A 14,140-nucleotide genomic window follows, 5' to 3' on the forward strand; every position below is an offset into this window, starting at 1 on the left:
TCCCGCCCTGTCTCGTTTGCGGCAAATCCGTCAGTAGCTGCGCGGGCAGGCGTCGATGTAACGGTTGCCGTAGCGGTCGCGGTAGTAGCACTGGCCCGGCTGTTCCGAGACGCGACCGATAACGGCACCTGCAACGCCGCCGATGGCCGCACCGACAGCGGCACCCCGGACGTTGCCCGTGGCAATGCCACCGATGATGGCGCCAGAGGCAGCGCCGATGCCGGCACCTCGTTCCGTCTGGCTGCAGCCTGCGACCGAAAGGCCGACCAGCATCAGCACAAGAGCTTTCTTCATCTTCATCTCTCCAAGTTCCACGCGTCCGGTCGATCCGGTCTTGTTTTGACACTTTGCCCCGCCGCTCGAGCACTCCCCACGCGGCTTCAGGCTTTCATCAGCATAGCCCCAACTCTTGGAAAGTCCATGGTCGTGGCTCACACCCTCGCGGGTGGTTCCATTACATGAGACACCGAAGATGAACCCAGGATTTACAGTCGGTTTAATGCTGCAATGCGGCACAGAATTTTTCGTTTGCGACCTTCTGGACAGTTGCACATGTCACATAAAACTCACACCATGCTCCCCGTGTCCGGGAGAGACACGAGGAGGAAGAACATGGCTAAAGTGACACTGACGGTGAATGGCCGGACAGTGAGCGGAGAGTGCGAGGATCGCACCCTGCTCGTGCATTTCATTCGCGAAAAACTTGGTCTGACGGGAACGCATGTGGGCTGCGATACCACGCAATGCGGCACCTGCGTCGTTCACATGGACGGCAAGTCGATCAAGAGCTGTTCGATCCTGGCCGTCCAGGCGTCGGGATCCTCGATCACCACGATCGAGGGCCTTTCTTCCGGTGGCGAGCTGCATCCGGTGCAGGCTGCCTTCAAGGAGCATCACGGTCTGCAATGCGGCTTCTGTACGCCGGGCATGGTGATGACGGCGTTGGACATGATCTGTCGTCACAATGGCGCGCTCGACGAGGCCACCGTCCGCCATGAGCTCGAAGGCAATATCTGTCGCTGCACGGGCTACCACAACATCGTCAAGGCCGTGCTCTCGGCCAACGAAGCGATGACCGCCGGCCGTCAGGCCGCCGAGTGACGTCCAAGCGAGTAGGGAACAGTGAGTAGCGAAGAGAGCGTCGCGCCGCGACGCTAACTGAACGCACTCCGTACTCTATTCGCCATTCGCTATTCGCTCACTTCTGGAGGAGAAGACAATGGGTGTTGAAGGAATCGGCGCGCGTGTGGCGCGCAAGGAAGACAAACGTTTCCTGACCGGCAAGGGCCGGTATACCGACGACATGGTCGTCCCAGGCATGAAATATGCCTATTTCGTCCGTTCGCCTTATGCACATGCCAAGATCAAGTCGATCGATGTCGCCGCCGCCAAGGCCATGCCCGGTGTCATCGACGTGCTCGACGGCAAGCAGCTGCTCGCCGACGGTATCGGCAACCTGATCTGTGGCTGGATGATCCATTCGAAGGACGGCACGCCGATGAAGATGGGCGCCTGGCGTCCACTGGCACATGAAACCGTTCGCTATGTCGGTGACGCGGTCGCGATCGTCGTGGCCGACAGCATCGGCGAGGCCCGTGATGCCTCGGAGGTCGTTTCGGTCGAGTATGAAGAACTGCCGGTCGTGACCGGTGCGGTCGACGCTCTGAAGTCCGGCGCGCCGCAGCTGCATCCGGAAGCCCCTGGCAACCTGATCTTCGACTGGGAGATCGGTGACAGCGCTGCGGCCGATGCCGCGATCGCCAGTGCCGCTCATGTCACGGAAATCGACATCTTCAACAACCGCCTCTCGCCGAACCCGATGGAGCCGCGCGCGACGCTCGGCATCTACGACACGGCGGAAGATCACTTCACCTGCTACACGACCTCGCAGAACCCGCATGTCGCGCGTCTCGTGATGAGCGCCTTCTACAATGTGGCGCCCGAGCACAAGCTGCGTGTGATCGCACCTGACGTCGGCGGTGGCTTCGGCTCGAAGATCTACATCTATCCGGAAGAGGTCGTCTGTCTCTGGGCCTCGAAAAAGACCGGCGTACCGGTCAAGTGGACCTCCGACCGCACCGAGGCCTTCCTCACCGACGCCCATGGCCGTGACCACGTCTCCAAGGTGAAGATGGCCTTCGACAAGGACCACAACATCATCGGGTTGAAGGTCGACACGATCGCCAATCTCGGCGCCTATATGTCGCTCTTCTCGTCCTCGGTGCCGACTTATCTCTACGCGACGCTGCTCTCGGGCCAGTATGCGATCCCGGCGATCCACGCCAATGTCCGCACCGTCTATACCAATACTGTGCCGGTCGATGCCTATCGTGGTGCCGGTCGCCCAGAGGCGACTTATCTCCTCGAACGTACCGTCGAAACGGCAGCCCGCGAACTCGGCATCTCGCCGGCAGAACTGCGCCGCAAGAACTTCGTGCGCACCTTCCCGTACCAGACGCCTGTGATCATGTGCTACGACGCCGGTGACTACGACGCCTCGCTGGAGGCGGCGATGTCTGCAGCCGATTGGAACGGTTTCCCCGCTCGCAAGGCCGAAGCCGCAGGGCGTGGCAAGCTGCGCGGCATCGGCATGAGCTGCTACATCGAGGCCTGCGGCATTGCGCCGTCGGCGGCGGTCGGCTCGCTCGGGGCAGGCGTGGGTCTCTGGGAATCCGCCGAAGTCCGCGTCAATGCGGTCGGCACGGTCGAAGTGCTCACCGGCTCGCACAGCCACGGCCAGGGTCACGAGACCACCTTCGCCCAGCTTGTCTCCGAACGCTTCGGCCTGCCGATCGACAATGTCTCGATCGTGCATGGTGACACTGACAAGGTGCAGATGGGCATGGGCACCTATGGTTCCCGTTCCGGTGCCGTCGGCATGTCGGCCATCGTCAAGGCGCTCGACAAGGTCGAGGCGAAAGCCAAGAAGATCGCGGCGCATCTGATGGAAGCTGACGAGAGCGATATCGTCATCGACAATGGCGAGCTCAAGGTCGCCGGCACGGACAAGTCGGTGCCGTGGTTCCAGGTGGCGCTCGCCGCCTATACCGCCCACAACCTGCCGTCGGGCATGGAGCCCGGTCTGAAGGAGGGCGCCTTCTACGATCCCTCCAACTTCACCTTCCCGGCCGGCTGCTACATTGCCGAGGTCGAGGTCGATCCGGAAACCGGCAAGACCGAGATCGTCCAGTTCGTTGCCGCCGACGACTTCGGCAATATCATCAACCCGATGATCGTCGAGGGACAGGTGCATGGCGGTATCGCGCAGGGCATTGGCCAGGCGCTGCTGGAAAGCGTGCATTACGATCCGCAGACCGGGCAGCTTCTGACCGCGAGCTACATGGATTATGCCATGCCGCGCGCCGACGACCTGCCGTCCTTCAATGTTTCGCACCAGAACACGCCTTGCCCGGGCAATCCGCTTGGGATCAAGGGCTGCGGCGAGGCCGGTGCCATCGGGTCTCCGCCGGCACTGATCAACGCGATCACCGACGCGATCGGCAATAACGATCTCAACATGCCGGCGACGCCGCTTGCCGTCTGGAGCGCGCTCCAGACCAATGCGACCCGCCAAGCTGCCGAATAAGGAAGGAGAGAACCATGCAGCTCTATTCCACCAGCTATCACCGCGCCTCGTCGATCGAGGATGCCGGAAAACTTCTTTCCGGTGCCGAAGACGGCAAGTTTATCGCCGGCGGGCAGACGCTGATCGCGGCGCTCAAGCAGCGTCTCGCCCAGCCGTCGGACCTTGTCGATCTCAGGCATATCGACACCCTCAAGGGAATCAAGGTGGACGGTCGCCGCGTCACCATCGGCGCTGCCGTCACCCATGCGGAGGTCGCCTCTTCGGCGGCCATCCGCGCAGTCTGCCCGGCGATTTGTCATCTGGCCTCGATGATCGGTGACCCCCATGTGCGCCACATGGGCACGATCGGCGGCTCTGTCGCCAATGACGATCCGGCTGCCGACTATCCGTCGGCCGTGCTCGGCCTCGGGGCGACCGTTGTCACCAACACGCGCGAGATCGCGGCAGACGACTTCTTCGTCGGCCTGTTCGAAACAGCGCTTGCCGAAGACGAGATCATCACGGCGATCCGTTTCGACGCTCCGGAAAAGGCAGGCTATGCGAAGTTCGCCAACCCGGCCTCGCGTTATGCGATGACCGGTGTCTTCGTGTCGAAAGGTGCAGGGGGCGTTCGGGTCGCCGTGACCGGTGCCGGATCGTCAGGCGTCTTCCGCCATGCCGGACTTGAAGCCGCACTCTCGGCCAATTGGTCACCGGAGGCTGTCGCAGGTGTCGAGATCGATTCGTCGGAGCTGATGTCGGACCTGCATTGCACGGCCGAATACCGGGCAAACCTCATCCGGGTCATGGCCAAGCGCGCCGTCCAGGCATCTTGATGCCTGGCGTCTCATCAAAAACGGAAAAGGACGGCCTCGGTCGTCCTTTTTCTCTGCGGCTTGACGCAGATCAAGTTTCGCCAGCTGCAATCCATTAGGATTTACGTGAGAAAGTTCTGAAATTCGCGCCTTTTGTCGCAGTTTAGAATGAATATACACAAGCAGGGTTGACCGGAACCGCGGACGGACCCAAAAGAGGCTGAAAGACTGGAGTGACAGGCATGGATTTCGAGGCGTTTTTCAAGGATCAGCTCGCGGGGCTTCACGAGGAAGGCCGATACCGCGTCTTCGCTGATTTGGAACGCCAGCGCGGCAACTTCCCGCGCGCGACCCGCTACACCGAAAACGGCACCCAGGAAGTCACCGTCTGGTGTTCCAACGACTATCTCGGTATGGGCCAGAATCAGCTTGTCATCGATGCCATGAAGCAGGCGATCGACGACTGTGGCGCCGGTGCCGGCGGCACCCGCAACATTTCCGGCACCAATCATTACCATGTCCTGCTTGAGCGCGAACTCGCTGATCTGCACGGCAAGGAATCGGCGCTGATCTTCACTTCGGGTTACGTCTCGAACTGGGCAGCGCTCGGCACGCTCGGCGCCAAGATCCCGGGTCTCATCATCTTCTCCGACGCCCTCAACCATGCCTCGATGATCGAAGGCATTCGCCACTCCAAGGCTGAGCGCGTCATCTGGAAGCACAACGACGTCAAGGATCTGGAAGCCAAGCTTGCCGCTGCCGATCCCAAGGCGCCGAAGATGATTGCCTTCGAATCCGTCTACTCGATGGATGGTGATATCGCGCCGATCAAGGAAATCTGCGATCTCGCCGACAAGTATGGCGCGATGACCTATCTCGATGAAGTCCATGCGGTCGGCATGTACGGCGCCCATGGCGGCGGTATTGCTGAACGCGAGGGCCTGATGGATCGTCTGACGATCATCGAAGGCACGCTTGGCAAGGCCTTCGGTGTCATGGGTGGCTATATCGCTGCCTCGACCGCTCTTTGTGATTTCGTCCGTTCGTTCGCTTCGGGCTTCATCTTCACGACGGCGCTTCCGCCGGCGCTCGCTGCCGGCGCTGTCGCCTCGATCCGCCATCTGAAGACTAGCCAGGTGGAGCGCTTCGCCCATCAGGAGCGCGTACGTCGTCTGCGTGCCATGCTCGACAAGGCCGGCATTCCGCATATGCCGAACCCGAGCCATATCGTTCCGGTCATGGTCGGCGATGCCGCCAAGTGCAAGTGGATCTCCGACCTGCTGCTCGATAACTGTTCCATCTACGTGCAGCCGATCAACTATCCAACGGTCCCGAAAAAGACCGAGCGGCTGCGCATCACCCCTACGCCTCTGCATTCCGATGCCGATCTCGAACATCTGGTCGGTTCGCTTCACCAGCTCTGGTCGCGTTGCGCGCTGGCACGCGCGGTGGCTTGATCGGGCTAAAACCTTCAGAAGTGTAAAACGGGCTGCGGTGACGCGGCCCGTAACCGAGATATCGAAATCCAAACCTATTTGCCAAAGCGGATTCGATAGTCTGAGGGAGCAATCCCCTTGTTTCTGTGAAAAGCCCGGCGCATTCGTTCCGCGTTCCCGAAGCCGAAAAGAAAAGGCAGTTCCGATAGTCGGGCTTCTCCCCTTTGGAGGGCTTCGCAAGCTGCATCAACCCGCAGATCTTCCACGAAACGAGCCGGGGCGGTGCCCATCGTAGCCGTGAACTTGCGGGCAAAGCTTCTCTCGCTCATCCGTGCCATCGCGGCCAGACGGGGCACAGACAAGTCGGATGACAGGTGCGCAAGCATCTTGGCAATGAGGTCGTCAAACTCCCCGCCTTTGCTCTGCATCTGCCTTGTGAGAGCTGCACTGAACTGATGCTGCCCTCCTGTTCGCCTGACATGGAGAACAAGAGACTGAGCCAGTCGTAGTGCTTCTGAACGATTCAAGTCTTGCTCGATCATCGCCAGCGCCATGTCTATACCTGCAGTGACGCCGGCCGAGGTCCAGATCCCGCGGTCCTCTTCAAAAATGGCGTCACTGTGCACGTCGATTTGTGGAAATTCCTCTCGGAGTTGCGCGCAGTTTTCCCAATGGGTCGTCGCGCGCCGTCCGTCCAGATGACCGCCATGCGCAAGCACGAACGCGCCGAGACATACCGAGGCGAGGCGGCGGCATTGCCCCTTCATCTCACCAAGGAACGACAGCAGCGCGGTTGATCGGGCGGCAAGGATGGCACTGTCACCACCGGATACGATCACCGTATCCGGTGGGCTTGCCCGGCATGTCTCAAACGGCTGGGTTTCCAGCGCAAAGCCCGTATCCGTCACAACGGGGCCGCCCGCTTCCGAAATGAGCGATACCCGGTAGGCTTTTTCGCCGGAGGGCAACCGGGCATCGTTGAAAACCTGCAGAGGTCCGGTGACGTCTATCAGCTTGGTGCGGTCGAACAGCACAATGGCGACATGGCGCTGGGACGGAAGGTGTTTGGCGGAAAACGAGGGCATATTGTCATTTCTGCCAAAATCGGTCCGATGTAGCAATATGGGCTGACATTGTTGTTGAAGGAGGCCCCTTTGCTGGAATTGCGCCCCAACTGCGAACTCTGCGACCGTGACTTGCCCCCGGATTCCGCCGATGCTCGCATTTGCACCTATGAATGCACCTACTGCGTGGACTGTGTGGAATCCATCCTGCAAAACGTCTGCCCGACCTGCGGCGGTGGGTTCGCAGCACGTCCGATCCGACCCGCCAATGCGTGGCGCCCTGAAAAGCGATTAGGGCTGCGCTATCATCCAGCAACCACAACCCGTCGTTATACCCCCTTCACGCTCGACGACATAAAGGCACATGTCGAACGCATCAAAGACTTGCCGCCAGCGGATCGTTGAGGTCGCCGGCTCACGGTGTGCCGGAAATCCTGATTTCTGAAGCAAAAACTGGGTCACTGAGTTCTGAGCAGAGGTCCGCCACAACAGTCAGATGCAAAAAACCCGAGTTTCGGGTTAGCCAGTACTCCACCTTCAACGCACGGGTTAGGCGGTAACGCGGGCCTTTTGTGTTTGTGTCAGTCGTTTCAGGTCAGGCCGCGCGCCTTTCGACAACCTCAGCCGCCTTGCGCCGCGCCTCGTGATCCGCCGCATAGACGTCGGCGATCGTATCCGCAGGCACGCCCTCGACCATCGCATCCATCACCGTCTCGACCACGTCGGCCATGTCGAGGAAGCGGATCTTGTCCTCGACGAAGGCGTTGAAGGCGGTTTCTTCGGCGGCGTTGAGGATCGCGCCCTGCAGGCCGCCACGCGTGAGCGCCGTGCGCGCAAGCCGCAGCGCCGGGAAACGGTTCTCGTCCGGCGCCTCGAAATCGAGCCTTGAAAGCTTGGCAAAATCGAGCCGGTCGACATTCAGTGCCGGGCGCTTCGGATAGGTGAGCGCATAGCCGATGGCGGTGCGCATATCCGGCACGCCAAGCTGGGCGATGACGGAGCCGTCGGTGTAACCCACCATCGAATGGATGATCGACTGGGGATGCACGACAACCTCGATCTGGTCGGGGCGGACATCGAAGAGGTGCTTTGCCTCGATCATCTCCAGCGCCTTGTTGAACATCGAGGCGCTGCCGACAGATATCTTCAGGCCCATCGACCAGTTGGGATGGGTGCGCGCCGTCTGCACGGTGACATTGGCCATCTGCTCCCGGCTATGGGTGCGGAAGGGGCCGCCCGAAGCCGTCAACACGATGCGCTCGAGTGCGTGGCGCTGGTCGGCTTCCAGACACTGGAAGATCGCCGAATGTTCGCTGTCAACAGGGATCAGCCGTCCACCGCCATGTCTCACAGCATCGACGAAAAGGTGGCCGGCAGAGACGAGGCATTCCTTGTTGGCAAGTGCGATATCGGCGCCGCGGGCGGCAGCCTTCAGGGTCGGCGCGAGGCCGGCGGTGCCGACGATGGCTGCCATGACCCAGCCGGCTTCCATGTCGGCAGCCTCTTCCAGTCCGCTTGCGCCGGCTGCGACATCCGTGCCGGTGCCCGCCAGCAGGTCCTTCAACGTCCTATACTGGCTTTCGTCGGCGGTGACGGCCAGCTTTGCCCCCGTGCGGCGCGCCTGTTCGGCCAGCAGATCGAGATTGCCGTTGCCGGTCAGCGCCATCACCTCGAAGCTGTCGCGACCGCCGAGCTGTTCGATCACGTCGAGCGTGTTGACGCCAATCGAGCCGGTCGAGCCGAGGACTGAAAGGCGCCGGGGCCGGGCATTGTCGATCATGCTGCTTACGTCCGATTGCTTCATGCTTAGAAGGCTCTACAAGGGAAAGGGAAGACCAGCAAGAGAGGTCGATCCCGACCCCTCGCCAGCCCGCTTGGGAATATGAGAATGCCGGACATTTTGCAGTCGACACGTTTGCGTGAGAGCCTGCCGGTCCTGCTCGCGGCGCTTGCCTTTCTCTGTCTTACCGGCGGCGGCATTCTTGCGTTGACGGATTATCCCGAGCTTGCGCGTCAGGTCTGGCTGGTCGGTGCTGGTTCCGTCTTCATCGTCCTCGTCATCGATATCCTGCGGGCGCTTCTCAACGGCCGGATGGGCGTCGATGCCATCGCTGCGCTTTCGATCGGTGTTGGCCTCGCGCTCGGAGAGAACCTTGCCGCGGCCATCGTCGCTGTCATGTATGCCGGCGGCCAATTGCTCGAAAGCTTCGCCGAGGGCCGCGCCCGACGCGACATGACGGCGCTGCTCGGTCGTGTCTCGCGTACGGCCATGCTCTATCGTGGCGATGCGCTCGAAAGCGTGCCGATCGAAGCGCTCAAACCGCAGGACCGCATACTCGTGCGCAAGGGTGAGGTCGTGCCGGTCGACGGGCGCCTGCTTGCCGCGACTGCTGTCCTCGATCTTTCGGCGCTCACTGGCGAATCGCTGCCCGTCCCCATCCAGATGGGCCATGAAGTGCCGAGCGGCTGCACGGTGCTTGGCGACGCCTTCGATCTTCTGGTGCTGCGCGAATCCAAAGCAAGCACCTATGCCGGTATCGTCCGCCTCGTCGAACAGGCGCAGGCCAGCCGGGCGCCGATGGCGCGGCTTGCGGATCGTTATGCCCTCGTCTTCCTCGGCATCACGCTTCTGCTCGCCGGTGGCGCCTGGTGGTGGAGCGGAGAGGCAACGCGGGCGCTTGCCGTGCTCGTCGTCGCCACCCCCTGTCCGCTGATCCTTGCCGTGCCGGTTGCCGTCATCGCCGGCATGTCGCGGGCTGCGTCGCTTGGCGTGCTGGTCAAGACGGCCGGCGCGCTCGAGGCGCTGGCTGCGGTGACCACCGTCGTTGTCGACAAGACGGGGACCGTGACATCCGCACGACCCGAAGTGTCCGAGGTCCGGCCGCAACCGGGCTTCACGTCTGATCAGGTGCTGGCGCTGGCTGCCTCTCTCGATCAGGCCTCCGGCCATGTCGCGGCAGAAGCGCTTGTACGCGCCGCCACCGCGCGAGGTCTCGGCCTGACCCTGCCACAGGGCGTCATCGAAGAGGCGGGGCGGGGGCTGTCCGGCTTGGTCGGAGGTGTCAAGGTGGTGCTCGGTGGCAGCGGCTATGTCCGCTCGCAGCTGCTTGCCGGCGAGGATTTCGCCAGAGGCGGCATCGAAGGCGGCACGGCGGTGGTTGCCGTCGGCATTGATGGTCGGGCAGCCGGCCTCATTCTCCTCTCCGATCCGTTGCGTGCGGATGCCGGGGCAGCAATCTCCGCCTTTCGGGCCGGTGGTATCAGTCGGATCGTCATGGCCTCCGGGGACCGCAGCGATGTGGCGGAAAAGGCCTCGGCCAGTCTCAGCCTTGATGCTGTCGCCGGGGATCTCACGCCTGAAGGCAAGGTCGATCTCATTCGCAGGGAACGCGCCGGTGGCGTGGTGATGATGGTGGGAGACGGGGTCAATGATGCCCCGGCGCTGGCGCTTGCCGATGTCGGCGTGGCGATCGGTGCGCGGGGTTCGGCGGCTTCGTCGGAAGCGGCGGATGTCGTGTTGCTGGCGGACGATCTTTCTCGGTTGCCGCTTGCCTGCGGGATCGCCAGACGTTCCCGCAACATTGCCCGGCAAAGTGCGATTGCCGGGCTGCTGCTCTCTTTCAGCGCTATGGTCTTTGCCGCCTTCGGTTATCTGTCGCCCGTTCAGGGTGCGCTGCTGCAGGAGGTCATCGATGTTGCCGTCATCCTCAACGCCTTGCGCGCCCTTCGGGGTTAGCCGCACCTTAGGCCTGCGTCATGACGCTGCCTTCGCCAGAAATCCGCACACGCAGATTGTTCTGCACATGGGTGACGCCGCTGACGCGATCGGCGCAGTCTTCGGCGCGGCGCTTTTCCCAGCGATCCGTCACATGACCGGATAGGGTCACCTCGGCGTCCTTCACCGTCACCTCGATATCGGAGGCATCGACGGCGGGGTCGTCGGCCAAACGGTCGTTGGTGTCCTCGAGAATGCGGGCATCCGAGCGGCGATAGCCCTTGGGGCCCTTGCCGCGGTGGTTGTCCATCTCGCGACTCCGGGCGGCCTCCTCGTCGCCGAACCAGGATGCAACCTCGTCGCTGGCACGGTCGACAAAGCCACGATCGTCATCATGGTCGCGACTGCTGCGGCCATAACCACCGCGATAGGATGGTTTGTCGGACGGGTGGGAGCCTCGTCCGGCACCCCGGGCATAGCGGCGTTCGTCGTCTCCGTATCCACGGTCGCTCAGGTCGCCGTAGTAGCCCAGATCATCCGTCGTCCAGTCGGAGCGCCCCGTGCGGGGATAACGCGACCCGCTGGCTCTGTCACCGCCGTCCATGCCGTGGTCGCGCTGGCGCATGGCGTCGTAGCGATCAGCGTCCGGTCGGTCGTCGCCATAGCCGCGGACGAAGCCGCTGTCGCCGGGGCCGTAGTTACCGGTCGGGCTGCGGCGCGTGTTGCGGTTTCGGCCGTCTCCGGCATCCCAGTTGTCGTTGCGATTGACCATTGTTTCCTCCTTCGGGTCTGGAGGGTGGCGTCCTGCGCCACCTGCAAAACTAACCCTGCGGAGCTCTTGATCGTTCCCGTCGGCGCGGCAAAAACAAGTCAGGAACAAAGCGCCATCCGGCCGGTTCTTTTCTCACCACAACCGATAATCGAGGAGATACCGACAATGGCTACCAAGACACTCGAAGACCTGTTCCACGAGACCCTCAAGGATATCTACTACGCCGAACGGAAGATCCTGAAGGCACTGCCGAAAATGGCGCGTGGCGCTCAGGACGAGAAGCTGAAGGCTGCCTTCCTGCAGCACAAGGAAGAAACCGAAGGCCAGGTCGAGCGCCTGCAGCAGGTGTTCGAGATCATCGGCAAGCGTCCGCGCGCCAAGACCTGCCCCGCCATTGACGGCATCGTCGAAGAGGGTGAGGAGATCATGGAAGAGTTCAAGGGCTCGCCCGCCCTCGACGCCGGCCTGCTTGCCGCCGCCCAGGCAGTCGAGCACTACGAAATCAGCCGCTATGGCACGCTGCGCGCCTGGGCTCAGCAGCTCGGCTACAAGGATGCGGTCAAGCTGCTCGACGAGACGCTGGCGGAAGAATCCAAGACCGACGAAGCGCTGACCAAGCTTGCCGAAAAGGCGGTCAATGCCGCAGCCCAGAAGAAGGTGGCCTGATAGCAGTTGCTTGCCAATTCAAGGAAGGGGTCGGATCTGTCCGGCCCCTTTTTCCGTGCTTTTGTCCTGCCGGGACGCACTCAGTCTTTGTCTTCGTCCTTCCAGGCATAATGAGCCTGGAGAAAGGTCATGAGCCTGTTTTCGTCGGCACGGAGCAGGGCGCGGGCCGGCGCTGCCTGGATGAGTTCGCGGACTTGATCCAGGTCCGTGTTCTTGTCGGCGAGGTTGAGGATCGCCGGATGCACATAGCTCGAGCGGCAGATCGTCGGCGTGTTGTGCAGGCGGTCGGAGGCGATCTCACACATTTGTCGTATCGTCGGTCGTTCCGACGCATCGATGTGCTTCCAGGCTTCGGCGAATGCGGCGACAGATCCGCCCCAGGTGCGGAAGGTCTTGGCCGAGAGCCGTCTGCTGGTGATCTCCGTGAGGTAGGTGTTGAGCCGGCCCGAATCGATGCGATGCAACTGCCCCTCCTGATCCCGCCAGGAAAAAAGATCGCGCCCGGGCAGATCGGCAATCTCTTCGAGGATCTTCTGCAGTTTCGGATGACGAAGCTTTCGGCGCACCCGCTTGCCGCCCTTGGCGATGAAGCTCAGCCGGATGCCATCCGGCTCGAAGGTCAGATGGCGCTTCTGAAGCGTGGTTGCGCCATAGGTCTTGTTTTCCTGCGCATAAGCGCGGTTGCCGACGCGCATGTAGGTCACGTCAAGCAGGCTGATCAGGGCTGAGAGCAGGAAATAACTTGAATCGGCGTGTTCGGCGATGTCGCGGGCGATCCTCCGCCGGATGGTCGGCAGAGCCTCACCGAAGCCGATGAGATCGTCAAACTTCCGCTCGCTGCGCCATGTGGCCCAGTCAACATGGTAGCGATACTGCTTGCGCCCCCTGGCATCGTAGCCCGTCGCCTGCAGGTGACTGCGCGGGTCGAGGCTGATCCAGACGCGTTCATAGGCTGGCGGCAGCGCGAGCCTGCGGATGCGTGTGAGGAGGGGCTGATCAGCGATGACGGTGCCGTCTGGAAGGTGATAGGAAAAGCCCTTGCCGCGGCGTCGGCGACTGATGCCGGGCTCCGCATCGGTGCCGTAGACCAGACCGATCTCGGTCAGCTCAGGCACATCGTCCGTCGAAGGCGGAGGTCCCGCACTCGCGTCTGCATCCCCGCTGTCGGTCTTGCTCATCCGACGGGACTGTCCGTCCCGGTTTCACCGAGTTCACGGCGCAATTGCTGGCGCGCGCGGCTCAGGCGGCTCTTGACCGTGCCCACGGCACAGCCACAGATTTCGGCTGCATCTTCGTAGCGTTCGCCGAGCATGACGATGAGGACCAGCATTTCCCGGTGATGTTCGGGCAATCGGTTCAGAGCCCTGCGGACCTCGTCGGCCTGCACGGTCCACTCCTGGCTCGCCTCGCTGGTCAGTCGCGAGGCTATACCCTCGGGCAAGCCAACGGTCTCGCGGCTGCTCTTCTTGAAGCGCGTGCAGAAAGTGTTGCGCATGATGGTGAAGAGCCAGGACTTCAGGCGTGTTCCAGGCTCGAATTTGTCGAGGTTAGCTAGCGCCTTGGTCAGCGTCTCCTGGACGAGATCATCCGCCTCTTCAGGCTTGTTGCAAAAGGTCCGCGCAAAGGCGCGCAATGCCGGTATCAACTCGACCACTTCAGACTGTGCGGCAAGCTCGGCTCTACGGGTCGTCAAGATCGCCATCCTCCGATGTCTGTGGTACCAGGCAGAACGACGCAGAAACGCGCGTCATTTACCTTGGTTCCCGAAATTGTGAGTGGTCAGCCAGGCCGGCGACCATGTCAGCTACGGCTTACAAACTTGCTGAAGCGGCTCAGTTCGCCGTCGGCGGTTTTGTCCTGGTGGAGAAAGGCGAGGTCGTTCTTTTCAAAAATCTGAAAGAATTCCTCCCACTCAATCTTCTCCAGCGCCTGCTCCGGCTTGCCGAAATCCACCCTCAGAATGCCGCCGTCGCCGCTGTCCTTGACGCGCGTTGGCATGCCATTCCGCTCCTCGATCCAGCGGCGTATCTCGTCATGGTCCGTCGTTTGACGCGCACTGCTCATGGTGTGTCTCGCTCGTTCTCATTCCTCCCCTTGACCCGTTGAT

General features: G+C 62.0%; 14 protein-coding genes. 7 read left to right on the forward strand and 7 right to left on the reverse strand.

Annotation, left to right across the window (positions count from 1 at the left end; translation table 11 throughout):
* Positions 1 to 30: 30 nt before the first annotated feature.
* Positions 31 to 294, reverse strand: coding sequence for a glycine zipper domain-containing protein (locus SJY08_RS20530; RefSeq protein ID WP_054149957.1), 264 nt, complete (start codon positions 292 to 294; stop codon positions 31 to 33).
* Positions 295 to 612: 318 nt separating this feature from the next.
* Here SJY08_RS20530 and SJY08_RS20535 point away from each other — a divergent pair, with 318 nt between their 5' ends.
* The 4 genes from SJY08_RS20535 to hemA all read left to right on the forward strand — a co-directional run bounded on the left by SJY08_RS20535 (position 613) and on the right by hemA (position 5,837).
* Positions 613 to 1,101, forward strand: a complete 489-nt coding sequence (locus tag SJY08_RS20535) for a (2Fe-2S)-binding protein (protein WP_054149870.1) — start codon at positions 613 to 615, stop codon at positions 1,099 to 1,101.
* A gap of 118 nt (positions 1,102 to 1,219) precedes the next feature.
* Complete coding sequence (locus SJY08_RS20540; RefSeq protein ID WP_377277942.1) at positions 1,220 to 3,586, forward strand: xanthine dehydrogenase family protein molybdopterin-binding subunit; 2,367 nt, start codon at positions 1,220 to 1,222, stop codon at positions 3,584 to 3,586.
* Between the two features lie 14 nt (positions 3,587 to 3,600).
* On the forward strand, positions 3,601 to 4,401 hold the full coding sequence (locus SJY08_RS20545) for an FAD binding domain-containing protein (protein WP_377277944.1): 801 nt from the start codon (positions 3,601 to 3,603) through the stop codon (positions 4,399 to 4,401).
* Positions 4,402 to 4,622: 221 nt separating this feature from the next.
* Positions 4,623 to 5,837, forward strand: coding sequence for a 5-aminolevulinate synthase (hemA, locus tag SJY08_RS20550; RefSeq protein ID WP_054149873.1), 1,215 nt, complete (start codon positions 4,623 to 4,625; stop codon positions 5,835 to 5,837).
* A 74-nt stretch (positions 5,838 to 5,911) separates the two neighbouring features.
* On the opposite strand, the gene SJY08_RS20555 is transcribed toward hemA, so the two are convergent.
* On the reverse strand, positions 5,912 to 6,901 hold the full coding sequence (locus tag SJY08_RS20555) for a GlxA family transcriptional regulator (RefSeq protein ID WP_377277947.1): 990 nt from the start codon (positions 6,899 to 6,901) through the stop codon (positions 5,912 to 5,914).
* 69 nt (positions 6,902 to 6,970) lie between these two features.
* On the opposite strand from SJY08_RS20555, the gene SJY08_RS20560 reads away from it, so the two are divergent.
* Entirely contained in the window at positions 6,971 to 7,285 is a 315-nt protein-coding gene (locus SJY08_RS20560) for a DUF1272 domain-containing protein (RefSeq protein ID WP_377277949.1), read from the forward strand.
* Positions 7,286 to 7,475: 190 nt separating this feature from the next.
* Here SJY08_RS20560 and dxr read toward each other — a convergent pair whose 3' ends face one another.
* On the reverse strand, positions 7,476 to 8,660 hold the full coding sequence (dxr, locus tag SJY08_RS20565; protein WP_377278695.1) for a 1-deoxy-D-xylulose-5-phosphate reductoisomerase: 1,185 nt from the start codon (positions 8,658 to 8,660) through the stop codon (positions 7,476 to 7,478).
* A 108-nt stretch (positions 8,661 to 8,768) separates the two neighbouring features.
* Between dxr and SJY08_RS20570 the strand changes: the two genes are divergently transcribed.
* Entirely contained in the window at positions 8,769 to 10,616 is a 1,848-nt protein-coding gene (locus SJY08_RS20570; protein WP_377277951.1) for a heavy metal translocating P-type ATPase, read from the forward strand.
* A gap of 7 nt (positions 10,617 to 10,623) precedes the next feature.
* Here the strand turns inward: SJY08_RS20570 and SJY08_RS20575 are convergent, their stop codons facing one another.
* Positions 10,624 to 11,367: a BON domain-containing protein gene (locus SJY08_RS20575; protein ID WP_377277953.1), complete on the reverse strand. Its 744-nt coding sequence runs from the start codon at positions 11,365 to 11,367 to the stop codon at positions 10,624 to 10,626.
* Between the two features lie 165 nt (positions 11,368 to 11,532).
* On the opposite strand from SJY08_RS20575, the gene SJY08_RS20580 reads away from it, so the two are divergent.
* Positions 11,533 to 12,033 carry a ferritin-like domain-containing protein gene (locus tag SJY08_RS20580; protein WP_377277955.1) on the forward strand — a complete coding sequence of 167 codons (501 nt, stop codon included), beginning with the start codon at positions 11,533 to 11,535 and terminating at the stop codon, positions 12,031 to 12,033.
* 80 nt (positions 12,034 to 12,113) lie between these two features.
* Here SJY08_RS20580 and SJY08_RS20585 read toward each other — a convergent pair whose 3' ends face one another.
* The 3 genes from SJY08_RS20585 to SJY08_RS20595 all read right to left on the reverse strand — a co-directional run bounded on the left by SJY08_RS20585 (position 12,114) and on the right by SJY08_RS20595 (position 14,097).
* A complete protein-coding gene (locus tag SJY08_RS20585) occupies positions 12,114 to 13,211 on the reverse strand; it encodes a DNA topoisomerase IB (RefSeq protein ID WP_377277957.1) in 1,098 nt (365 codons plus the stop codon).
* Positions 13,208 to 13,735, reverse strand: a complete 528-nt coding sequence (locus SJY08_RS20590; RefSeq protein ID WP_069042905.1) for a sigma-70 family RNA polymerase sigma factor — start codon at positions 13,733 to 13,735, stop codon at positions 13,208 to 13,210. The genes SJY08_RS20585 and SJY08_RS20590 overlap by 4 nt, the downstream gene beginning before the upstream one ends.
* Positions 13,736 to 13,833: 98 nt before the next feature.
* A complete protein-coding gene (locus tag SJY08_RS20595; protein ID WP_377277960.1) occupies positions 13,834 to 14,097 on the reverse strand; it encodes a hypothetical protein in 264 nt (87 codons plus the stop codon).
* Between the last annotated feature and the right edge of the window lie 43 nt (positions 14,098 to 14,140).

This window comes from Rhizobium sp. R86522 (assembly GCF_042466255.1).
In the GTDB taxonomy this organism is placed as follows: domain Bacteria; phylum Pseudomonadota; class Alphaproteobacteria; order Rhizobiales; family Rhizobiaceae; genus Allorhizobium.

What these genes read in the sequence shown, in the direction of transcription:
- SJY08_RS20530 (WP_054149957.1), bottom strand. Translation starts at nt 294, where the DNA reads ATGAAGAAAGCTCTTGTGCTGATGCTGGTCGGCCTTTCGGTCGCAGGC.
- SJY08_RS20580 (WP_377277955.1), top strand. Translation starts at nt 11,533, where the DNA reads ATGGCTACCAAGACACTCGAAGACCTGTTCCACGAGACCCTCAAGGAT.
- SJY08_RS20570 (WP_377277951.1), top strand. Translation starts at nt 8,769, where the DNA reads ATGCCGGACATTTTGCAGTCGACACGTTTGCGTGAGAGCCTGCCGGTC.
- dxr (WP_377278695.1), bottom strand. Translation starts at nt 8,660, where the DNA reads ATGATCGACAATGCCCGGCCCCGGCGCCTTTCAGTCCTCGGCTCGACC.
- SJY08_RS20585 (WP_377277957.1), bottom strand. Translation starts at nt 13,211, where the DNA reads ATGAGCAAGACCGACAGCGGGGATGCAGACGCGAGTGCGGGACCTCCG.
- SJY08_RS20595 (WP_377277960.1), bottom strand. Translation starts at nt 14,097, where the DNA reads ATGAGCAGTGCGCGTCAAACGACGGACCATGACGAGATACGCCGCTGG.
- SJY08_RS20535 (WP_054149870.1), top strand. Translation starts at nt 613, where the DNA reads ATGGCTAAAGTGACACTGACGGTGAATGGCCGGACAGTGAGCGGAGAG.
- SJY08_RS20540 (WP_377277942.1), top strand. Translation starts at nt 1,220, where the DNA reads ATGGGTGTTGAAGGAATCGGCGCGCGTGTGGCGCGCAAGGAAGACAAA.
- SJY08_RS20590 (WP_069042905.1), bottom strand. Translation starts at nt 13,735, where the DNA reads ATGGCGATCTTGACGACCCGTAGAGCCGAGCTTGCCGCACAGTCTGAA.
- SJY08_RS20575 (WP_377277953.1), bottom strand. Translation starts at nt 11,367, where the DNA reads ATGGTCAATCGCAACGACAACTGGGATGCCGGAGACGGCCGAAACCGC.
- hemA (WP_054149873.1), top strand. Translation starts at nt 4,623, where the DNA reads ATGGATTTCGAGGCGTTTTTCAAGGATCAGCTCGCGGGGCTTCACGAG.
- SJY08_RS20545 (WP_377277944.1), top strand. Translation starts at nt 3,601, where the DNA reads ATGCAGCTCTATTCCACCAGCTATCACCGCGCCTCGTCGATCGAGGAT.
- SJY08_RS20555 (WP_377277947.1), bottom strand. Translation starts at nt 6,901, where the DNA reads ATGCCCTCGTTTTCCGCCAAACACCTTCCGTCCCAGCGCCATGTCGCC.